Raw genomic sequence first — 22416 nt, 5'->3', positions numbered from 1 at the left:
TTATTTTAAAAAAGGTAAATCCATCAATTTAAATGAATTATGTTATAAAAACAAAGATTTATCTGGTGGTGGCCAATGCTGTTCAGATGATAAAAAGCCTAAGTCTATTTCACGATTGTTTAAAGGCTCGATAAACTTTACTCGCGACAAAAAGTCAACGGTCATGGTGAAGGTGAAAGATGCAAGCTATCAGGTGCCAGGTAAGGCGATGAGGATAAATCTTTCCATCACCAATAACGGCAAAAACCCGGTGCGGTTGGATGAGTTCAATGCAGCTTCAGTTCGTTTCCAGAACTCCAGCGTAAACGAGGATATTATCGGCTATCCAGATGACTTGTTGGCTGAGGAAGGGCTGACGGTCAGCGACAACTCACCGATCGCACCGGGTGAAACACGCAATGTAGAAGTGACTGCTTCCGACTCGGCGTGGGAGGTGAAACGTCTTTCCGACTTGATTTACGAACCGGACAGCAGACTATCACTACCTGGTCAGTTAAACTTTGTTGACTCATCTGGTAATATTCAGAGCGTCTTAGTGAATGTGCCACTTGGTAGCCACCTTTATCCTGTTTGGTATGGCACCAATCGCGTCCCAGTAGATCGCCAAAACGAGAAGAAGGGATATACATCTGAGCCCGAGCCAAATTCTCTGACCCATTATGGTAAATGTTTCGTCATTATTCCCAAAAGCCATACTTATGGATCGACTGGATCTCCTTGGTATAAGAGATGGTTTAAAGAATCTGACGACCGGCTTTCTGTTAAAGAGTTATTACCATTGACAGAGAACGGTTTTTTAGATGATGTTCGAAAAATTCTTGCGAATCAGCATTTCAATGACAAGAGTATACTTGTTTACATACATGGGTATAACGTTAATTTCGAAGAAGCCGCTATACGAGCTGCTCAAATAGGCTTTGACTTAAAAGTTCCTGGTATCACAGCTTTCTATAGCTGGCCATCACAAGGAACTCTATTGGGCTACGGTGCAGATTACGATAATATCCAAATAAGTGAAGATTCTCTTTCGCGTTTTCTCGTAAAAATGGCAAAAAATACAAATGCCGACCGTGTGCATATCGTCGCTCATAGCATGGGTAACTATGGACTTTTACGAGCGATGTCTGGTGCTACCGCTAAGGCCACAGACTCTGGTATTAAATTTGGCCAAATATTTTTGGCGGCACCAGATGTTGACGTTGCTTTATTCAGGCAACTTGCCAATATATATCCTAAGGTTTCAGAAAGAACAACTTTGTATGTATCTGCAAAAGATAAAGCGGTTGATGCATCCAGTTGGCTACGCAAGAATCAGCCTAGAGCTGGTTACATGCCGCCCATTACAATAGTTAAAGGAATTGATACTATCGAAGCAACAAACATTGATGTCGGCCTTCTTGGGCACAGCTATTTCTCGGAAGCAGCTGGAATTCTGGGGGACATGCACAATTTGCTTTTACACAATGATCCACCAGATAAACGCCCACAGCTGATCAGGCATACAACAAAAGAAGGGGCACCTTATTGGGCGGTTGAATGAAAATTCTGCGCTCTGTTTTTCATACTTTCTGGCCGCAAGGCGGGGAATCGCGGAACCAGCTTTCCAACGAACGATATAAGCTGGGAACTAGCATTGCAGAGTCGTCGGCCTTTGGATGTATTGCGTGGCGGATAAAAAATATATACCGAACATGAGGAAGATGAGTCCACATGGTTTAAGAGATATCGAAGATTCTAAAATAGTCAATAAAACATTAGACAAAACTATACGGTCTGTCTAATTTTTCAATTGAATTTCTTTAAATTTATCTTGATTTAAAAATAAATTTGACCGTCTGCTTAAGGATTCATATCAGCATCACTTTATCACGAAAAGCCGCTTTTCTATCTTCGATTTTATTAGGAATCAATGCCTGTTTTGGGGGGCTGTATATATCCGAAGCTTTCAGTTTGAGTTTATAGTCGTCAGATAGATTGTTAGGCAGCATCCCTTTAATTGCTGACATGATCTGTTTAGTTTTTTCGTCATCATTAATCAATATAGCTTGATCCAGCAGCCAAAATAGATTCCCTAATGAGTCTAATTTAGTCCTTAAGTAATGTGTTTGATAAATCAGTTTTGCCCGGTGTAGAATAGTTCGGCATTGTACTTTTAGGTCAGCCATCGTATAAGGCTTGCAAAGATATTCGCTTGCGCCATTTAGTAAAAATTCTTTGTGGTTATCGGGTTTGTCATGTCCGGTAATGATGATAATGGGTTGGTTTTGGTCAATCTCCATGATTTTTTCAAGCACGATGTCACCCATCATGACAGGTAACATCAAGTCCAATAAAACCAGGTCATGGCGTTTATTTTCCCATAACTTGTAACCGCGTAGTCCGTCATACGCCATATCAACTTCATACTCGTCCTTAAGTGAGTGAAAGGCGAAAAAGGCGGCATCCTCGTCATCATCAATAATCAACAACCTATTGTTAGGGAAATTATCACGGCCACGACGGTATCCGGCAGCCTGATTGTGGGCATAGGCGGCTGTTAAAGTTTCGCCAAGTTTATCTAATGCAACGACTTTAAAGCCATGTTCCCTAGCCAATATCGGCGGAATATCAGTCTCGCAGCTTTCTTCCAGCAAATATATCGGCAAGCTGTGTGCGGAAAATTGCGCCGAGTTGATCAGTTTCGACAATTGCCAGATGTCCGCGCTTTCAACACAGTATTGGGTAACAATATAATGATAGATATCGGTTTTCAGTTCGTTGAGTAGATCATCAATGTTACTGACAACAGTTATGTCATCGCTGTTGAAGCCCGATTTAGCTAAACTTTTTTGAATGGCTTTCGTGGTTCTTGAAAAACTTGATGCGACGAGTAATTTCATTGTCTTTACTCCATGATTGGTGTCATTAGTTGAAAATTTTGCCATCGTTTTAATGGACTTGCGTTAGTCTGGTAGTGGTTTAAGAGTTGCAATAATATCCCGATCAGGCTTGAGCGTAATGCTGGCAGCTTCTTTGACAATGCCTTTAGTTTTGAAGGTGAATTCCCTTAATAACGTGACAATAACTATCATCATTTCCAGTTCAACAAAATGACGGCCAATACAGTTGTGTAAGCCTCCGCCGAACGGATAAAAAGAATATTTATGCCTACCTACCTGTCCAGTGTTGTTCAAAAAATGCTCAGGATAGAATTCATTAGGCCGCTCCCATAACACGGGATGTCGATGGGTAACATAGGTACTTAATAGGATTGTGGTACCTGCGGCAATCGGATAACCACCGATGACTACATCGGCTACCGCTTGGGTCGCAAGAGCTGGGCTTGATGGGTAAAGCCTTAAGGTTTCAAGGAGGGCGGCTTTGGTATAAACCAGCTTCTCTAAGCTGGCTGCTGTTATCGGTGCAGCTTTATGTTTGAGTATTTCTTCGGTAATTTTCTTGTGAATTTCGGCGTCTTTACCGATTAAGTAAAAGAACCATGAAAGTGTGTTGATGGTGGTATCTTGTCCAGCAAATAGCAAATTTACCGTTTCATCCTGCAATAATTCCGGTGTCATTACATAACCCGACTTTTTGTCGGTTGCCTTGAGCATTAGCGAAATCAGGTCATGACCTTGGCGTTCTTTTCTGCTGGCGATTTCTTTGTTAACAAATGCGTAAAGTTGCGCCACGGCAGTTTGGTATTGTCTGTTTTTGTTAGGCATGAGTTTCATCAATTTGCCATCACTGATAATTTGACTGATCATCTGAAGCAACAGGCCTTTGCTGATTTCCCCTACTGCGGCCATTAACGGCTCTTTTTCAGGCAGGTCATCAATCAATGACCCCATTAAAATTTGAATAAAAATTCGTTGAATTAAGGTTCTTAATTCGTTTGAAAGGTTGATTTCCTGTGGAGCAGTCCCTTTAAATTGATTTGCTCTGGCGGAGGCAATTGACGAAATTATTGATTCCCATTCTGAGACAGCCTCTTTAAAAAATAAGGGTTGCAAGAGTCGGCGTTGGTTTGTCCAAATTTCAGTTTTGCTATTGATAAGGCCGTCGCCAAATAATGACTTTTTGGCGTCGTAAAGGAAATCCCTGCTCAATAAACCTCTCGCTTCTTGCGCATAAACTTCCTCAATGTGTTCAGGATGGGAAATGAATAACAGTTTTTTGTTGAAAAAACGTCCTAACACCAAATCCCCATAGCTTTGATGAATTGTCGTTATTGCTTGATGGGGCCGCTTGAGTGATAGCAACGCCGGAAACAAAATGGAATGCGGCTTAAGTTGGCGAAGATCGGCTTTTAAAACGACCACTTTATTTGTCCTAAAATAGAGCGGTCATTAATCGGGACATCCCCTGGCAATAAATTGGGGTTTAGGCTCGGCTCTTTGGCAATCGATCCAAAGATATTATTAGCTCTCAGGGTAAATTCTACGGGTTTGGCTATCTTGGTAGATAGCGTTAAGCCCGCAATAAAATAGCCAGATAGATTAGATCGGGGATCATTGGCTGGTCGCCGCCTTTCACCGATCCAATTAAGTTGTGTGCCTATCACCCAACCCTTACTGAATTCCCAGTTGACCAGTGCTTTTATCATGTGTTCTGGCAATAGGCCGGTTTGGTTGCTATTACTTACGCCGTGATAGCTGTAATTGAGTGAAAAGTCAAAATCATCATCAAAGACATAACGCCCTTCAGTTTCCAAGCCAATTCCATTAATGGTGTCGGCATTGGTGAAAGCCACCGGATTTGGGGAAATAGACACCGCCGAAGTTAATGACGAATCACTGACCGAGGTAATCAAGTTTTCTAGTTCAAACCAATAGACATTACCCGATGTAGTTATGGCGGGTGACCACTTGTTTTCTATCTGGAATTCTAAGGTATTCATGGTTTCCGATTTGATCGCATTACCCGGAACGGCAGGCAGGTTTTTTTCCAAAAATGAAGGTGGCCGAAATGATCGGCTGTAAAGTAGTTTGGTGGTCAGGTTATTGTTAACATTCCAAACCAAGGAAGCCCGTGGACTGAATCCGGCAGAGGCATCGGAGTAATAATCGTATCTCAAGCCAGTGGTCAGATAAAAGTCAGTGGCAAAATTCCATTCATCCTGAAATAAAGCGTAAAAATTGGTGCGGTTTTTTGATCGCTGGATAGGGTCGTTACCAAAGGCTGAAACTTCAGTAAACGGTATTTGCTGTATCAGGCTTGGGGTAATGAGATAGTTGATTTTATTGCTGACATCACTGACCCAGTTGTAAATTACGCCTGTACCAAATGTCAGGTTATGTGCTTTAAAACCAGTATAATTTACTCGGGAGGTTAGACCTGCTGTTCCCTGGAAATTATTTGCCAGGCTTGTTGCTCCTTGGGGGAGTAAGCCGCCCAATGTACCAGCCGGAAGCAGATTGTAATCCCAGCTGGTATCTTGCCCGAGAAAGTAGAATTTAGATTCGAAGCCCAAATCATCGGTTAAATGCTGGTTGATCGAAAGGTCAATATTATAAATATCCTCATTGTTCGCACCGGTGTTATCTAACGCGAGTGCTCCTCCTTCTCCGGTTTGTACATGGTTAAAACGTTGATAGCCAGCCCTTAATCTTAGCCAATCCTTATAACCTACGTCTATTCGCACATCAACATCATGCCGGCCAAAATTGGTAAATCCGGGCGCATTGGAAACCTGGGTTCCAAACAAATTATCCAAGAATGACTGGGCATCACGCCCTATACGTCCGCGACTGCCATTCGTTGATCCGCCTTGTGCAGAAAATGAATACTCCCAATCTTCATTTTTCTGGCCGTATTGCGCCCAGCCTTCATAGGTGTCTTGACTTCCAAAGAAGCCGCCGACATTGCCGCCTTTTAATTCTTTGCCAGTTTTCAGGACGACATTGATAACCCCTGTAGTGGCATCACCGCCGTAGAGCATGGAACCTGACCCTCTAATGATTTCAATGTGGCTTATGTTCTTTACCGGCAGTGTCCAGGCGAGAGGTTTGCCGCCAATTGCCGTATTTCTAAGGGGTATGCCATTCACAAGTACCAGCACTTGGGAATTGGTTTCCGAATAAATGCCGCGAAAACCGATGACGGAATTTCCACTTCTGGCGGAACTCACATGTACACCCGGCAAGTATTCCAAAACATCCTGTAACCGCCGTGCGCCGATTTTTTCAATATCTTGACTGGTTAAAACGGAAGTTACGCTGGGGCTTAGTTTTTGTGGGATAGGGTGACCGGTGGCGATGGACAGCATCTTTTCGTTGCCGTAGGTGTCCTCTAAGCCATCGAATTCAGAATTCTCAGCATGGGCGGCTTGTATGAATACCAAGATGAATGCCCGTAATCTTGGTGGTTTGCACAGCGTCGGGAGGTTAGCCAATAAATCATGCCCTCCTAAGAATCCCCATGTGATATCACACGCAGGAATGATTTACTTAGTTGCGGAAGTGCGGCTTTTCTCGATTTATTGACGAGATATACACTATTAAACTTAAGATGATGTTAAGTAGATTTGATTTTGTAAAAAATTAATACGTGCATCGTTTCTTTTGGTTTAAAATTCAAAAGCAAGTAGATTTAATTTACATAACAATCGGAACAGGATAATTTTCATGCTAGTAAGTTAGTTTGTTCAATGTGATACAAAATAACTAAGATTAGGCTTGAAGTTTAAAGTAAATAGCATCAAAGCTCATTGTTAGTTAGTAACAGTGAACTTTGCTATGTAGAGCCAAAGTTACATTGCAAAATGGCAGAAGCTTAAACCTGGCTGCTGTATAAATTATATCGCTGGGAACTTCGAAGATCCTCATTTTCAAAAAAAGAGCACTTTCCTAAAACAATGAGTGATATTTTGAAAGGTTTCATAAAAAGAAATTGTAAAGGTTTCCATTTGTTTGTCATATGACTTGTGAAAAAGCATACGATCAATATTCGTTCGTTTAAGATTTTAGCATTTTAAAAAAACAACTAAATGGTAAATTAATTTATGCAAAAAGACAATTTATTATCTAAGCTTTTTAAAGCCAGCCATGGAGATCACTCGAGTATTATTACTAATCTATTAAAAGCTGTAGATGAAGTTTTTCCGTCTATTATGTGTACATTTTGGAGGATAAATCATAAATCGAATACATTTTCAACATATGCTCGTGAAGGATATTCTCCATCAGCTGATAATAATATTGAATACGTTCATAAAATAAAAGGAAGTTTAAATGGATATGTGCTTGATGAAGTAATTAAAAATAATATTAATTTTAAAAGAATAGAAGATGTTAAAAAAAGCCCATATTGTGATCTACATAGAAATTTAAGTAGAGCAAAATCTCTAAATTTAAGCACTTTATATTCAATTCCAATACGATCATATGATTTATTTAGCAAAATTGACAATTATGAAAAGTATTGTGGAATAGTAAATATTTACCCCCAAAAAAATATTGAAATAGAAGAAGATAATATAGAATTTATAAAAGATTATTTTTCATTAATGCTATCACGAAAGAAACTTCTTGCTCGTGAATCTATAGCAAGGGAAATTATTGCAATATATGAAAAAAAATATAAAAAAGACCTTTCAAGCATTTTACACTCTATTATAAATAAAATAATTCGAGATTATGTGCCTTGTGAAGGATGCTCAGTATTTATTTGGGATCAGTTTAATAATCGTCTTAATTTGGCACAGACAACTGGCTTAGAAACTAATCTAAAAAAATCAGATATTCATTATTATCTTGGTGAAGGTTTAACAGGAATGATTGCTCAAGGATTAGAGCCAATAATTATAGAAGATATTTCTCATATAGATGAATCCAATTTTAAAACATCTTACGAGCATAAATATTATGAAAAAACAGAACATAAATCTAAATCTTTTATGGGTATACCAATTCTAAGCCCATCTAGGCCTTCGGAAGTTCTTGGGATTATTAGACTGATAAATCGACTAAATCCATTAGCAAAAGCAATAGATTATTTTAATCAAGATGACTTGGATTTAATTAAACATGCCACTATTTTAATAGCTTTATATATGGAGTATGATCAAAGTGAAATATTTCGAACTGCTTTTGCTGCTAGAATGGCGCATGAGATACAAATGCCAGCATCTTCTATACAACGTGATGCAGATAGTATAATTAAAAATTTATTACCAAATATTGATCAAAATAATTTCCCACCAAGATTTCCAAAACCAAGATTAAAAGATTATCTTGAATCTATGAAAGATCACGCAGGTCTTCAACTAGCATTATCTAATACTGTGGTTTACAGTTGGAAATTTAATTCAGGTCAACCACGTTCAGAAAGATATAAAATAGCAAATTGTGATTTATTAAAAGATGTTTTATTGCCCGCAAAAAAATTAGCTATACCACTGGCAAGAACTGAGCAAATTTTATTTGATAACATTCAAATTATTGGTCATTTTCCAGATATTTATGCTGATAAATACGCTTTTGAACAAGTATTTTTTAATTTAATATCTAATTCGATTAAATATAGAAATAAACAAATAAACGAAAGTTTTACCGTTATTATAAAAGGCTATATTTTAGGTGATTATGAAATAAATAATAATACTGATAATAATCTTTCAATTTCAAGGGGCTATATTATAACTATATCTGATTATGGAATCGGTATTAAAGAGTCTGATAAAAGAAAAATATTTTTATTAGGCTATCGGGGTAAAGAGATAGAAAAATATGATGTAAAAGGATTGGGCATTGGTTTAAATGTTGTATTAAAAATACTAACTGATTTCAATTGTAAGATATGGGTTTCTCACGTTAATTCTCCAACTGAATTTAAAATTTTTATACCAGAAGAATTAACTCAAGATATATACACAAAAGATGAAAAATGGAACTTATTTTAATAACTGGAGACAATAAATGATACTTTGGCTAGATGATGATAACGATAGTTCCCTTATGGGATATTTAGATGAAATTCGTGACAATAATTATTTAGTTAAACGAAGTCAAACTCCAGATGAATTTTTCAATGACTTAAACAAAAATTATAGAAATGTTCAGTTGATTATCATGGATATAATGATTCCAACTGGTAATAAAATAACTCCAGAAGAATCAAAAAGTGGGTTAATTACTGGTCAATGTGTAATCAATAAAATAAAACAAGATAATCTTACAACTAATATACCAATACTTATTTTAACAGTTGTCGAAAGACAAGAGGCAAATACTTGGGCCACTGAAAGAAATATACCGTACCTTATAAAAAGCAAAACTTTTGTAGATGAATTATTAACACAAATTAAACGCATTATTGAAGGGTAGTAAAATGGATAATATATGTACTGCCTTTCTTAACATAGGGATTTCAGATATAACTTCATTATTGGGAGTGCTTGGCACAATAGTTACAGTAATTGGCTTTGCGTTTGGTTGTTATTTTGCAGTATTAGCTATCGATGCGTATAGCCATGTTAAAGCTATCAAAAACATAAAAAATGATGCAGATAACGCATCTAAATCAGCTCAAGATTCTTTGTCTAGTATTATAACATATGAAAAAAGAATCAAAGATGATGAAGTTATTTTAAATGCAATAAAATGTGACATATGTACTGAAATTGATGAAATATTTAGCATTCATATAGGATTGTTTTCGGATTTTAACTTTGCCAATCTTGATGATATATCAAAATTTAGAAAAAGCTTATACAGACGTCGATCACTTCAAGCATTAAAAAATGCGAAAATCATTGATTCAAAGCTATTAAACTCTAGGATATTAGAAATGTATCAATATGGAATTAAGGATGATATCGTAATTTTGGAAGAATTACTTTCTTCAAACTATTTAAATGAAGAAACACGAGTAATTCTTAAGCAAGTAAAGGAATCTATATTAAGTAACGGTGATGTATAACAATATTGCTCATTTATTTTTTTATCAAATATGAAGAATTGTTATACTATTAGTTGTATATAAATTAAGACCATAAGATGCGAATAAGTGTTATTGTAAGAAGGGATGTGTCACATTTCCTCATCTTGAGGTATATTATCTCTTCACTCACTCATAGTCGATTTGGATGTTTTTAAGCCACTTTGCAAGCAGATTAATGCGATCTACGATTTTTTTTCCGAAACGTTTCTCCAAAGCAATATTTGTTGGATGTCCACCAACCTGATTCTGCACAAATTCGGCAAACAAAAATATTAAAATCCCCGGTAGTGGCCAATTTAGAAATGATCGGGAGGTGCTATGGGCTTTTGGTATCCGGGATATGACATCTATTCCATTAATTCGCTGTGTCTGCCTGCTTTGACTACATCATTTAAACTTTAGCCACTACAAAGTGCCCTTTTATATAACATTCACAGCAGGCAACGCCGCCCAACTCGTCGTATAAGCCGGACTTTTCATATTTTGCCGCATCCGCCACTTTGCGCTTAAGTTTTCACTGGCATAGCGAATGGTATGCCTGCCGTGTATCCGGTTGATGTTGTCTATCATCGACATTAATTGGCCGTGTTTGGCATCCATTTCAGGCTCATCGGAAAATAACGACAATTGCTGTGTGCCTGATGGTACTAGATCAGGTAACAGGACACCGGCGCGCTGATAGTGATAACCCGGTTTAAATATTCTTGCTAAGCCAGACAACGCGCAATGGATTAACCAGCCGGTATCTTGGCTGGGTTGGTCGAAACGGATAGTCACCGCATTGGAGTACGCCGGTTTTGATGAGTCAAAGGGACTGGTATGGATAAACACACAAATCGACAGGGCGCAGAGGTTTTGCGTCCTTAACTTTTCGGCAGAACGGGAAGCAAATACCGATACCGCCGCCCGTAGATCCAAAAGCTGAGTCAAGCGTTCCCCAAAGCTGCGAGAGGTCAGGGTTTGCTTGCGTGCTGGCGCAATCATTTCCATCGGAATACATGGCGTTCCGTTGAGTTCCCTGACGATGCGTTCCAGCACCACGCCAAAATGCTGGCGTATCCACTTGGGGTCAGTCTGTTTTAAATCATAAGTATTAGCGATACCCAGTTTGGCTAACCGACTTCCCCAGCCTGATGAAATGCCCCAAACATCCTTGACTGGAAAGTGTTGAAGTACGGCGTTAGTATCTGTCAGCGTGTTCCAGTCCAATACTTGCCGATGACCCGCGATGCCTTTCTTGGCGAGTTTGTTGGCCAATTTCGCCAAGGTCTTCGTCGGTGCGATGCCGATGGATACCGGAATACCCGTGCCTTGCTTGATGGTTTTGGCTATCGTGCTGCCGTAAGCGGTCAAATCTTGGGCAAAGCCGGATAAATCCAGGAATGATTCATCTATCGAGTAGATTTCCATCGTCGGGGTAAATCGTGATAGCACCTGCATGACTCGTCGGGACATATCGGCGTATAAGGCGTAGTTAGAGGACAGTATTTGGATATTATGCTGTTTGATCAGGTCAGGAATCTTGAAATAAGGTGTTCCCATGGCCACCCCGAGTTTTTTTATTTCCTCGCTACGGGCAATAATACAACCGTCATTGTTACTCAAAATCCCGACTGGCTTGCCTTCCAGTTTCGGATTAAACGCTCGTTCGCAACTGACGTAAAAGTTATTGCAATCGACCAGTGCGATCATCCGTTAGCGTTCATCCGGTGGATGGCATGGATGACCACGCCCCAAACATACAATTCAGAACCTTCCTTAATTTGAATGGGCCTATAATCCGGGTTTGCAGGGAGCAACCAAGGCTTACCGTGTTGCACACATAAGCGTTTGACGGTCAGTTCACCACCCACCGCTGCAATCACAATGTCGTTATGCTTGGCTGTTAGGGAACGGTCTACAATCAACAAGTCCTTATCGAATATTCCGGCCTCTAACATGGAGTCGCCCTTTGCCCGGACAAAGAAGGTTTCTGACGGATGGTCGATGAGATATTCATTCAAGTCCAGCTCCGATTCCAGATGATCGTCTGCAGGGGATGGAAAACCAGCGGGAACTTGGCTACCAAACAAGGGTAGTTTTAAGTGAGTGTTGAAGAGTGGCGTAATAAAATGTGGCATAATCGGTCAACGCATTTTACGATGGGAAAATTACTATAACCGACATTGTTCTTTATTTGTTCTGTTTTTTATCGCCCTCATTCAAAGGCCATGATTTAACGAGAATTATTTTTTTATGTGCGGACGCTTTGCCTTATACACTGACCCTTTAGCCCTGGCGAAACGCTTCCAGACCGACAATGTGCCGGATATTAAAGCCAGTTATAACGTCGCACCTTCACAAACCATCTCCATCGTCAGGCAGGAAAACAGCAAACGACATTTTGCTTTCGCCCGTTGGGGCTTGATCCCCTCCTGGGCAAAGGAAATCAATACCGGCTACAGCACCATCAATGCACGGGCAGAAACGGTTGCAGAAAAACCAACCTTCCGGTCAGCGTTCAAGCACAGACGCGCTCTTGTAATTTGCGATGGCTATTTTGAATGGCAGGAACAAGCTAATAACAAAGTCAAACAACCTTGGTTTATCACACTTAAAGATAAACAACCTATGGCCTTGGCAGGACTTTGGGAGCAATGGCGGGGCAGCGATGGCAGTGAAATTGAATCGTGTTCTATCATTGTCACCTCAGGAAATGAGTTAATGCAAAACATTCACGACCGGATGCCGGTGATTTTGCCAAATCAACATTGGGAATCATGGCTTGCGACTGATAATACCGATACGAATGGCTTGCAAACCTTGTTAACCCAATACCCGTCTGAACAAATGACCGCTTGGCCGGTCAGTACGGTGGTGAATAGTCCGAGGCATAATACAGAAGAGTGTATTAAACCTGTTTCCAGCTAAGCAACATCAACTTTTCATAGCCTTGGTACACGAAATTTATATATCAGCCTGAATTCGTGCCAAAATAACAGTAATAAATTAACATCAAGAGGTGGAATATGAACGCAGTCGCTATAAGCAACATGAGCCTGGAAGAAAAGATCGCAACTATGGAACAAATCTGGGACGTCATCTGCCAACACCAAAATGTTAAATCGCCCGACTGGCATGGCGAAGTTTTGCTTAAAAGGGAAGAAAGCCGGTTAGCTGGACACGACCAGCCAATGGATTGGCAAAATGCCAAAAAAGCTATCCGTCAACGGAAGCAATGAATATTTAATCAACGGCTACCATTTTTACTAAGGGCAATCGCCGGGGTTAGGCAGTTATTTTTTGGATTCGTTATTCTCGGATATCGATTCTTTGCTTATCTACTACTGCATCAAATGATTCGTCAAATCCACAAACAGTAACTATTATTCTAAGATCTATAAAACTGATATGTGTATGCGGGTTATGAATGTTAAATCTGCAAAAGTCTGTAACAATAATGAAACCATTAAAGTACATGATTAGAAAATCTCCTATTTCTTAGCCGAATCAGTCCAAAATGAATATTTATTGTGCTTCTTAATTGTGAATACAGAACAACACACCCGTAAAAACATTATCGATAAAGCTCTTGAGTCAGCCGGATGGAAAGTTGATGATCCAACTCAAGTGATAATTGAATTTGACATTTCGGTTCCATTGCCTGATGACATTCGAGAACCTCAAACCCCATTCCAAGGCCACCAATTCAGTGATTATGTACTCTTAGGTCGCGATGCAAAGCCAATAGCGGTAGTTGAAGCAAAAAAAACCAGTAAAGATGCGGCGTTAGGGCGAGAACAAGCCAAACAATATTGCTACAACTTACACAATGATAAAGGAGGCGAGCTTCCTTTTTGCTTTTACACTAATGGCCTTGAAATCTACTTTTGGGATTTGAATAATTACCCACCTCGTAAAATTGTTGGATTTCCAACACTTGATGATTTAGAACGTTTTCGATACATCCGGCGTAATAAAAAACACCTTACACAAGAACTTATTAATACGGATATTGCGGGAAGAGATTATCAAATTAGAGCTATTCGCGCCGTTCTGGAAGCGATTGAACGCAAACAGCGGGATTTTCTATTAGTAATGGCTACAGGTACAGGAAAAACCCGTACTTGTATAGCCTTGGTTGACACTTTGATGCGGGCTAGCCATGTTGAGCGGGTTTTGTTTCTGGTTGATCGTATTGCATTACGCGAACAAGGATTGGCCGCCTTTAAAGAACACCTTCCCAACGAACCGCGCTGGCCAAAGATCGGAGAAAAATTAATTGCCAAAGATAGGCGAATCTATATCTCTACCTATCCAACCATGCTTAACGTCATTCGTGATGAAACCAAACCGTTGTCGCCACATTTCTTTGACTTGATAGTCATTGATGAAAGCCATCGTTCCATATACAACACGTATGGAGAAGTTATCGATTATTTCAAAACGATTAACGTAGGGTTAACGGCAACACCTACCGATGTTATCGATCACAATACCTTCAAGTTGTTTCATTGTGAAGATGGTTTGCCTACATTTGCCTATACATTCGAAGAAGCGGTAAACAACGCACCGCCTTTCTTATGTAATTTTCAAGTCATCAAAATACAAACTAAATTCCAGAAAGAGGGAATTAGTAAACGCACTATAAGCCTGGATGATCAGAAAAAGCTCATACTGGAAGGCAAAGATATTGAAGAAATTAATTTTGAAGGCAGCCAGTTAGAAAAGCAGGTTATTAACAAAGGCACAAATACCCTAATAGTTAAAGAATTCATGGAAGAATCCATTAAAGATGCTAACGGTGTTCTCCCTGGGAAAACCATTTTCTTCTGTGCATCCAAAGCACATGCTCGTCGTATCGAAGAAATCTTTGACAAACTGTTTCCGCAATATCATGGTGAACTGGCTAAAGTATTGGTTTCGGATGATCCAAGAGTGTATGGGAAAGGCGGATTGTTAGACCAATTTACTCACAATGATATGCCTCGCATCGCCATCAGTGTGGACATGTTGGATACCGGAATTGATGTTCGTGAGATTGTTAACTTGGTTTTTGCCAAGCCAGTTTATTCCTATACAAAATTCTGGCAAATGATCGGTCGAGGTACACGCTTACTTGAATCAAAAAAAATAAAACCGTGGTGTACCGAGAAAGATATGTTTCTGATCCTCGATTGTTGGGATAATTTCGAATACTTCAAAGTTACCCCAAAGGGCAAAGAACTTAAAGCACAATTACCTTTGCCAGTTCGATTTGTCGCTATTCGCTTAGATAAAATAGAAAAAGCAATTGAACTTAACCATGACGAAATTGCAGCGAAGGAAATCGACAAATTACGACAGCAGATAAACGAATTACCCAAAAACTCTGTTGTTATCATAGAGGCTGCAACGGCACTTAACAGCATTGCAGATGACAATTATTGGAATACAATCACGACACAAAAATTCGAATTCTTGCGTAATGAGATCAAACCTTTATTTCGTACCGTTTCTCAGGCCGATTTTAAGGCCATGCGTTTTAGTAAAGATGTCTTGGAAATTTCTTTGGCTTTGTTAAATAAAGAAACAGGCATAAAAGAAGAAATAGAAAAATTCGATACCCTAAAAGAAGGGTTGATCGAACAAATCAGTGAACTGCCACTTGCTGTCCCGATGGTGGCAAGAGAAGAGAGCTTGATTACAACCGCCCAAAAAAATAACTATTGGGCAAATTGTACGGATGCAGCACTTGACGAACTGGCTGAAAAACTTGCGCCATTAATGAAATTTCGGGAACAGCAAAATCTAGGTGAAGGAACAATCAAACTAGACCTAACCGATGTCTTGCACAATAAGGAAAAAGTAGAATTCGGCCCACAACACGAAGCAGTCAGCATTACCCGTTATCGTGAAATGGTTGAAGAATTGGTGCTGGAGCTGACCAATAGCAATCCCATATTGCAAAAAATCAAAAATGGCAACGACATCACTGACGAAGAAGCCGATGACTTGGGAAATTTATTGAATGAAGAACATCCCCATATTACTGAAGATTTGCTTCGGAAAGTTTACAAAAATCGCAAAGCAAGGATTATCCAGTTCGTCAGGCACATTCTTGGCATTGAAATTCTGGCCAGTTTTCCAGATACAGTAAGTAAAGCCTTCGATCAGTTTATTGCCCAACACAGCAACCTAAACAGCCGCCAATTGGAGTTTTTGCGACTATTAAAAAACTTCATTATTGAACGGGAAAAGATTGAAAAACGCGATTTGATACAATCTCCATTTACCGTGATACATCCGCAAGGTATTCGCGGTGTTTTCAGCCCTGCTGAAATCAACGAAATTTTAGAACTAACCGAACGCTTAGCAGCTTAGCTAAAAGCACATAATAATGAGAAAAATAAATGCTACAAAATAACCCCACCTTAAAAAGCAAAATCGACCAGCTTTGGAACAAATTCTGGAGCGGAGGTATTTCCAATCCGCTGACGGCTATCGAGCAAATTACCTATTTGCTGTTTATGAAACGATTGGACGACCTGGATTTAAAACAGCAGGCCGATGCCGAATTTACCGGTGATAGCTTCACTTCGCGTTTTTCTGGAGAATGGATTCCGTCTGAGCATAGAGACAAAATACCGGAAGAACAAAAACCCTTTGCCGTGGATAAACACGCATTACGCTGGAGCGAATTCAAACACATGTCGGCTGACCACATGTTGTCGCACGTACAAACCAAAGTCTTCCCATTCTTAAAAGATATAAACGGCCAAGCATCCTGCTTCACCCACCACATGAAAAACGCCGTGTTCATCATCCCCAAGCCAATGCTCTTGGTGGAAGCAGTTAAAACCATCGACGAAATGTATGCCGAGATGGAAAAAGATTCGCAGGACAAAGGTCAAGCGTTTCAGGATATCCAGGGCGATGTTTATGAATACCTTCTGTCGGAAATCGCCAGCGCCGGTAAAAACGGCCAGTTTCGCACACCTCGCCATATCATTAAGTTGATGGCCGAACTGGTACAACCGCAATTAGGCCATCGCATTGCCGATCCAGCCTGTGGTTCCGGCGGTTTTTTGCTGGGTGCCTATCAATACATCGTTACCCAATTGGCGATCAAAGCCGCCAAGAATAACGACAGCAGTGCGGCACACCTGCAAACCGACGAAGACGGCTTTAAACGCACGTCAGTCAGCGCCAGCTTGACCGAAAACGCCAAAAACATCCTTAACGAAAGTTTATGGGGTTATGACATCGACAGTACGATGGTGAGATTGGGCTTGATGAACCTGATGATGCACGGCATCGACGAGCCACACATTGACTACAAAGATACCCTCAGCAAAAGTTTTGACGAGGCCAGCCAGTACGACATCGTTATGGCGAACCCTCCTTTTACCGGCAGTATCGACAAGGGCGACATCAACGAAAGCCTGAAACTAGGCACAACCAAAACCGAGCTGTTATTTATCGAAAATATCTATCGTTTGCTGAAAAAAGGCGGCACGGCGGCCGTGATCGTGCCGCAAGGTGTTTTGTTTGGTTCCGGTAATGCCTTTGTGGCAGCGCGGAAAATTCTGGTGGATAGCTGTGATTTAAAAGCGGTAATCACATTGCCCAGTGGCGTGTTTAGACCTTATGCGGGGGTGAGCACCGCCATTTTGATCTTCACAAAAGTCTATGACCAGTTAGACAAGGTCGATCAACCTACCACACAACAGGTGTGGTTTTATGACATGCAAAGCGATGGCTATTCATTGGATGATAAACGCAACAAGCTAGACGGCCACGGCGATTTGCAAGATATTGTTGCGAACTACCACAGCCGCCAAACTGAGCAAGCCACTGACCGCACACAACGCCACTTTACAGTGCCGCGACAGGAAATTGTCGATGAAAACTACGATCTGAGCTTAAGCCGCTATAAGGAAGATGTGTTTGAGGAAATCCATTACGATAAGCCAGAGGTGATTTTGCATCGCTTATTGGTGAGTGAGGTGGGTGAAGATTTTGATGTGCAGGAGCTGGGTAAAATTCATGGCGGAATAGTCAAGGAGTTATTGACGTTGAAAGGGATGATCAACTAATGGGAGAGAAGCTAGGAAAACTTATTTCAATAACGAAAGGCAATAAACATTCGGTTGCTGACACAATTTCAAATGAATCGAAACGCGTATTAAGCATTGTTGACCTTAGGCATGACATCAACATGGTGTTTACCAACGATTCTAAAGGCACTGAGGTTACTCCTGATGACATCATGATTGCTTGGGATGGTGCAAATGCTGGGACAATCGGTTATGGCAAATCTGGCTATATTGGCAGCACTATTGCACGATTACGATTTAAAGAAAAAGGTAAATTTAATACGGCCTTCGTCGGCATATTTTTAAAAACTCAGTTCGCTTACCTTCGTCAAACGAGCACAGGCGCAACCATCCCGCATATTAGTCGGTCTGCGCTAGAGTCCATCAAGCTTCCACTACTTAAACTCGACGACCAAATCCGCATCGCCACGCTGCTTAGCCGCGTCGAGGTACTGATTGCCACCCGCAAAGATAACCTGCGCCTGCTAGATGAATTTCTAAAAAGCACGTTTTTTGAAATGTTCGGAATTTTAAATGCCGAATACAAAACATGGATGCCTTACAAATTGTCTGATCTTACTGAGATTGTGTCTGGGGCAACAAAAGGGAAAAAATATAACGTCCAGGAAATGATAGAAGCCCCATATATGAGAGTCGCTAATGTCCAAGATGGGCATTTGAATTTGACAGAGATTAAAACAATTTTTGTCTCTGTAGATGAATTTAACCGCTACCAGCTTCAAAAGGGAGATATTTTACTTACAGAAGGAGGAGATCCCGACAAGCTAGGAAGAGGTGCGGTTTGGGAAGGCGAAATAAAAAACTGCATTCATCAAAATCACATCTATCGAGTACGTATTACAAATAATAAATTGTTAAACCCTTATTTTCTTAGTGCGTTGGTTGGATCAATTTACGGCAAGTCCTATTTTCTAAAAGCTGCAAAACAAACAACAGGAATTGCTACAATCAACTCTACCCAGTTAAAAAGCTTTCCGATATTCTTACCTCCCATTGAACTACAAAACCAATTTTCCGCCATCGTCGATAAAACCGAATCCTTAAAAGGCCACTACCAGCATAACCTCACCGAACTGGAAAACCTTTACGGCGCACTCAGCCAAAAAGCCTTTAAAGGCGAGCTGGATTTAAGTCGTGTGCAGTTAATAACTGAGAAATCCACTGAAAATAATTTAAATAAAGAGACAGTAACCATAAATGATAAGGGAAAAGCAGACAATTTAAAGAAAGGTATGAAAGTTACTAAAATTAAAACTTTTCAGGAACTGTTTGATGATTTCATAAGTAAAAGTAAAGGGGTTTTGAATTTAGATGAGTTTTGGAAAGTTGTGTCGGATGATTTTCAACGTTTTTATGATCATGATGAACAATATACGTACCAACCATACAACATTAATGAATATGAGCAAGTTAAAAACTGGTTATTTGAGTTAATAAATAAAGACAAAGTCAGTCAGAGTTTTAATGTAGTAACTAATCAAATCGAACTAAGAGTTAATAAATGAAGTTGGTGCGGCTTAAAATTAACGAGCCGTTTCGTAGCCTGCAGTCAGGCTTTGATTTGCATTTTCTTCGGGAGTGGGATAATCAAGAAGATAGCGATATAGCTGCCTGGGAATTTGCCCCTTACATTTTGGCAGGGCCTAACGGTAGCGGCAAATCCAATGTGTTAGAGGCGTTGGCGGCAATCTTCTATCACATTGAATGCCAGCACTTGTCTTACCGACCTGATTTATTTGCTTATGACGAAGAGACAAATCCCTCCGGCTTTAAGGAAGAATGTGCTCAACCAAACGCCTTTGAACTGGAATATTTGATTGCTACCCCAGATAGGCTACAGGAAGGCGCAGCAGGTCTTATTGCTCATATTAAGATTGTCAAAACACCTGATAGCGGCGCACAAATGTTTTGGCTAAATCATCCAGGGTTTGGCGACGAAAAACCTCTTTCGCGTATAGATGCCTGGGAATTATTGCCAAATTATGTTTTGGCATATTCCTCCGGCGAGAATGAAATCCTTAGCCTGCCTTTTTTTAAAATGCGCTTTATCCAGTTGGATGAATATCTGGATAGCCTAAAAAAAGACGTCTACTATGAAGGTAGACCGGAATCCAGGCAAATATACCTGGATAATGCTTTTAGTCAGGCCATACTTCTTTGTAATTTATTGTTTGAAAAAGATTCAGCGCTTAAACCTTTCCAGCAGGACATGGGCATAGGTACTTTGCAGGAATTTCGCATTATTCTTAAAAAAAGAATTGAAATTTCCGCAGAGCAAGCAAATCACTATCCAGAAGACTTTTTGATTGTTGATGATACTGAGCCAGAAACCAAACGCTATTTTTTACCTATACTAAAAAAATTCGATTCTGCAATCGATACAATGTTTTCGTTTGATCCGGTCATCAATCGATTGCGCCGTTGTGCGACCAGTTATTTTGAAGATACCGAAAATGATTGTTTGTATCTGGATTTTTTGGTCAATGACGCTATAAGAGCAGCTTTTAAAAATAACTTTGCGACTGCTGATAACCTCGTCTCGGGGCTTGAGTTGTTTCAAACTTTCCGCACTTTGCTGACGCTTAATTTGTATTCGATAAGCGACAATTTGAAAAGAGACTTGTATGGTTCTAATAGCTTATATGTAAATGAAACCATCCCCGTATTGCCCTCTGACGAACGAATAATGCGTTTTAAATACGTAAAATTTAACAAATCTGATGTACCGAGTGGCGTTATGCTTAAAGACCTTTCCGACGGAGAGCATCAATTTTTACATAGCTTGGGGCTTTGTCTACTATTTAAAAACACTAACAGTCTGTTCCTGTTGGATGAACCGGAAACCCACTTTAATCCGGATTGGCGCTCCAAGCTCATTTCTCGCTTGCGCGATTGCTTCAAAGAGGCTGATGAGTCTTTCAGCAGAGAAATGCTGATAACTACACATACTCCATTTTTAATTTCTGATAGCAAACCGGAACAAGTGTTGGTGTTTACAAAGGAAGATGGCATCGTTGATGTAAAACGACCAGACTACAATACGCTCGGCGCTTCAATTAATAAAATTACGCTGAAAACTTTCGATAAAAAAGAAACCATTGGCGGCTATGCTGAGCAACAAATGAAAATGCTAAAGGAACGATTTGAACAAGGTAGGGATTCCGATACGGATGGTGAAAAAAAATCTTTGATTGATGAGATCAATCACCAACTGGGCGATTCGGTGGAAAAAATCTTATTGATTAAAACCATTCTTGACACCATGGATAGCAAGTAGGGAGAAAAAGCCGATGTTATTTCCCTACACTTATGTACCGCATGATATGGAGAAAATGCAGACATATGTTGATTTTATTTTTTTTGAAGTATGGAGCAAGGCAAAGGGTAATACATATAGTATCGATACACTTTTTACTGAAAACCAAGAGCTCTATGAAATCGTAACCGAGTTACATTTCAGCGCGGTCAAAGGTGCAGAGTTTTTTTTAACTGGCTTACAGCAAATTTTTGAAGATTTCAAGTTGGTTTCAGATGCAGATATTGCCAAGTTATCGCATTGGTATGAGTCAAATAACAATATAGGTTTGCTCTGTGCCAATGATGCTTCTGCAACACCAGCGACCTACTCCGATATTGAAAGTATTTCAGAAGATTTAAGCAGACATCTGGGGCAGTTTTTTAAAAATTTGTATGCTCAAGATTTCCTATCGCTGAAATCAATTACCAATAGAATTGGTGTTATTGACGATCATTACAAAACTTTTGTGACCATAAATTCAAGCGGTAAATGCCCATTTTGCGGTATCTCAGATATAAAAGGCATCGATCATTCTACGCGTGAAGCTTATGATCATTTTTTACCTAAGGGCATATATCCCTTTAATTCTATAAATTTCAGAAATTTAGCACCAGCCTGCAACAACTGCAATAGTTCCTATAAACTGACCAAAAACCCGCTTTATCAATTCAAAAACCCACTCAAAAAGCAATCAGGTGTTCGACGAAAAAGTTTCTATCCCTATCAGGCCAATGACTATTCACTAAATATTGAAATAGCCATTTGTTGTCAAGATTGGACATCTATTAAACCTGGAGATATTGTTATTAAGGTAGGACCCGATGAGTTCACTGAGGAAATAAACACTTGGTTGGATGTTTATGGCATAGAAGAACGATACAAAGCCATGTGTTGTACTGAAAATGCTGGTAAGTACTGGATTGAACAAGTCTTGGATGAGTGCCAAAATGATGGCAGCAATCCCGAAATGATTTTTATTACCTTAGTTCGACAAGCAAAATTAAAACCATTTGCTGAAGTGAATTTTCTAAAATTACCCTTTTTAGAAGCTTGTAATCAGGCAGGGTTGTTTAATGCAATTTAAGGTAATCCGGTGTATTTAAGAGTCCACATCCCAAA

16 protein-coding genes and 1 pseudogene are annotated in these 22416 nt (G+C 39.8%); 12 read left to right on the top strand and 5 right to left on the bottom strand.

Features of this window, described 5'->3' with window-relative positions; all coding sequences use genetic code 11:
* Positions 1–157: 157 nt before the first annotated feature.
* Positions 158–550, top strand: a pseudogene (locus MGMO_RS20615) (methane monooxygenase/ammonia monooxygenase subunit B); the annotation flags it as partial.
* Positions 536–1540, top strand: coding sequence for an alpha/beta hydrolase (locus MGMO_RS20610; protein ID WP_235557275.1), 1005 nt, complete (start codon positions 536–538; stop codon positions 1538–1540). The pseudogene MGMO_RS20615 and the gene MGMO_RS20610, both read left to right, overlap by 15 nt.
* Positions 1541–1847: 307 nt before the next feature.
* Here MGMO_RS20610 and MGMO_RS11830 read toward each other — a convergent pair whose 3' ends face one another.
* From MGMO_RS11830 to MGMO_RS11820, 3 genes are all read right to left on the bottom strand, one after another.
* Positions 1848–2879 carry a response regulator gene (locus tag MGMO_RS11830; protein ID WP_023495289.1) on the bottom strand — a complete coding sequence of 344 codons (1032 nt, stop codon included), beginning with the start codon at positions 2877–2879 and terminating at the stop codon, positions 1848–1850.
* 63 nt (positions 2880–2942) lie between these two features.
* Positions 2943–4301 (bottom strand): cytochrome P450, encoded by a 1359-nt coding sequence (locus tag MGMO_RS11825; RefSeq protein ID WP_023495288.1) that lies wholly within the window; start codon positions 4299–4301, stop codon positions 2943–2945.
* A complete protein-coding gene (locus tag MGMO_RS11820; RefSeq protein ID WP_023495287.1) occupies positions 4289–6373 on the bottom strand; it encodes a TonB-dependent receptor plug domain-containing protein in 2085 nt (694 codons plus the stop codon). The genes MGMO_RS11825 and MGMO_RS11820 overlap by 13 nt, the downstream gene beginning before the upstream one ends.
* 609 nt (positions 6374–6982) lie before the next feature.
* On the opposite strand from MGMO_RS11820, the gene MGMO_RS11815 reads away from it, so the two are divergent.
* The 3 genes from MGMO_RS11815 to MGMO_RS11805 are packed head-to-tail and all read left to right on the top strand — an operon-like array spanning position 6983 to position 9900.
* Entirely contained in the window at positions 6983–8881 is a 1899-nt protein-coding gene (locus tag MGMO_RS11815) for a GAF domain-containing sensor histidine kinase (RefSeq protein WP_023495286.1), read from the top strand.
* Positions 8882–8897: 16 nt separating this feature from the next.
* Positions 8898–9305, top strand: coding sequence for a response regulator (locus MGMO_RS11810; protein WP_023495285.1), 408 nt, complete (start codon positions 8898–8900; stop codon positions 9303–9305).
* Positions 9306–9309: 4 nt separating this feature from the next.
* The gene (locus MGMO_RS11805) at positions 9310–9900 is read left to right on the top strand and encodes a hypothetical protein (protein ID WP_023495284.1); all 591 of its coding nucleotides are present in this window, start codon (positions 9310–9312) and stop codon (positions 9898–9900) included.
* 441 nt (positions 9901–10341) lie between these two features.
* Here MGMO_RS11805 and MGMO_RS11800 read toward each other — a convergent pair whose 3' ends face one another.
* A complete protein-coding gene (locus MGMO_RS11800) occupies positions 10342–11613 on the bottom strand; it encodes a Y-family DNA polymerase (protein ID WP_023495283.1) in 1272 nt (423 codons plus the stop codon).
* Positions 11610–12041 carry a LexA family protein gene (locus tag MGMO_RS11795; protein ID WP_023495282.1) on the bottom strand — a complete coding sequence of 144 codons (432 nt, stop codon included), beginning with the start codon at positions 12039–12041 and terminating at the stop codon, positions 11610–11612. The genes MGMO_RS11800 and MGMO_RS11795 overlap by 4 nt, the downstream gene beginning before the upstream one ends.
* A gap of 115 nt (positions 12042–12156) precedes the next feature.
* On the opposite strand from MGMO_RS11795, the gene MGMO_RS11790 reads away from it, so the two are divergent.
* The 7 genes from MGMO_RS11790 (at position 12157) to MGMO_RS11760 (ending at position 22381) form a co-directional block, all read left to right on the top strand.
* On the top strand, positions 12157–12831 hold the full coding sequence (locus MGMO_RS11790; RefSeq protein ID WP_023495281.1) for an SOS response-associated peptidase: 675 nt from the start codon (positions 12157–12159) through the stop codon (positions 12829–12831).
* A gap of 98 nt (positions 12832–12929) precedes the next feature.
* On the top strand, positions 12930–13142 hold the full coding sequence (locus tag MGMO_RS11785) for an addiction module protein (RefSeq protein ID WP_023495280.1): 213 nt from the start codon (positions 12930–12932) through the stop codon (positions 13140–13142).
* 304 nt (positions 13143–13446) lie between these two features.
* Entirely contained in the window at positions 13447–16263 is a 2817-nt protein-coding gene (locus MGMO_RS11780) for a type I restriction endonuclease subunit R (protein WP_023495278.1), read from the top strand.
* A gap of 29 nt (positions 16264–16292) precedes the next feature.
* Positions 16293–17978 carry a type I restriction-modification system subunit M gene (locus MGMO_RS11775; RefSeq protein ID WP_023495277.1) on the top strand — a complete coding sequence of 562 codons (1686 nt, stop codon included), beginning with the start codon at positions 16293–16295 and terminating at the stop codon, positions 17976–17978.
* Positions 17978–19504 carry a restriction endonuclease subunit S gene (locus MGMO_RS11770; RefSeq protein WP_023495276.1) on the top strand — a complete coding sequence of 509 codons (1527 nt, stop codon included), beginning with the start codon at positions 17978–17980 and terminating at the stop codon, positions 19502–19504. The genes MGMO_RS11775 and MGMO_RS11770 overlap by 1 nt, the downstream gene beginning before the upstream one ends.
* Positions 19501–21276, top strand: coding sequence for a restriction system-associated AAA family ATPase (locus MGMO_RS11765; protein WP_023495275.1), 1776 nt, complete (start codon positions 19501–19503; stop codon positions 21274–21276). Before MGMO_RS11770 ends, MGMO_RS11765 begins: the two co-directional genes overlap by 4 nt.
* Positions 21277–21289: 13 nt before the next feature.
* Entirely contained in the window at positions 21290–22381 is a 1092-nt protein-coding gene (locus tag MGMO_RS11760; protein WP_023495274.1) for a hypothetical protein, read from the top strand.
* Positions 22382–22416: the final 35 nt, after the last annotated feature.

This window comes from Methyloglobulus morosus KoM1 (genome assembly GCF_000496735.2).
GTDB classification, from domain to species: domain Bacteria; phylum Pseudomonadota; class Gammaproteobacteria; order Methylococcales; family Methylomonadaceae; genus Methyloglobulus; species Methyloglobulus morosus.
Note: the sequence above shows the minus strand (reverse complement) of the source record. Positions and strands in the feature narration are given on the sequence as shown.

What these genes read in the sequence shown, in the direction of transcription:
- MGMO_RS11810 (WP_023495285.1), top strand. Translation starts at nt 8,898, where the DNA reads ATGATACTTTGGCTAGATGATGATAACGATAGTTCCCTTATGGGATAT.
- MGMO_RS11815 (WP_023495286.1), top strand. Translation starts at nt 6,983, where the DNA reads ATGCAAAAAGACAATTTATTATCTAAGCTTTTTAAAGCCAGCCATGGA.
- MGMO_RS11790 (WP_023495281.1), top strand. Translation starts at nt 12,157, where the DNA reads ATGTGCGGACGCTTTGCCTTATACACTGACCCTTTAGCCCTGGCGAAA.
- MGMO_RS11830 (WP_023495289.1), bottom strand. Translation starts at nt 2,879, where the DNA reads ATGAAATTACTCGTCGCATCAAGTTTTTCAAGAACCACGAAAGCCATT.
- MGMO_RS11770 (WP_023495276.1), top strand. Translation starts at nt 17,978, where the DNA reads ATGGGAGAGAAGCTAGGAAAACTTATTTCAATAACGAAAGGCAATAAA.
- MGMO_RS11775 (WP_023495277.1), top strand. Translation starts at nt 16,293, where the DNA reads ATGCTACAAAATAACCCCACCTTAAAAAGCAAAATCGACCAGCTTTGG.
- MGMO_RS11760 (WP_023495274.1), top strand. Translation starts at nt 21,290, where the DNA reads ATGTTATTTCCCTACACTTATGTACCGCATGATATGGAGAAAATGCAG.
- MGMO_RS11795 (WP_023495282.1), bottom strand. Translation starts at nt 12,041, where the DNA reads ATGCCACATTTTATTACGCCACTCTTCAACACTCACTTAAAACTACCC.
- MGMO_RS11800 (WP_023495283.1), bottom strand. Translation starts at nt 11,613, where the DNA reads ATGATCGCACTGGTCGATTGCAATAACTTTTACGTCAGTTGCGAACGA.
- MGMO_RS11785 (WP_023495280.1), top strand. Translation starts at nt 12,930, where the DNA reads ATGAACGCAGTCGCTATAAGCAACATGAGCCTGGAAGAAAAGATCGCA.
- MGMO_RS11805 (WP_023495284.1), top strand. Translation starts at nt 9,310, where the DNA reads ATGGATAATATATGTACTGCCTTTCTTAACATAGGGATTTCAGATATA.
- MGMO_RS11765 (WP_023495275.1), top strand. Translation starts at nt 19,501, where the DNA reads ATGAAGTTGGTGCGGCTTAAAATTAACGAGCCGTTTCGTAGCCTGCAG.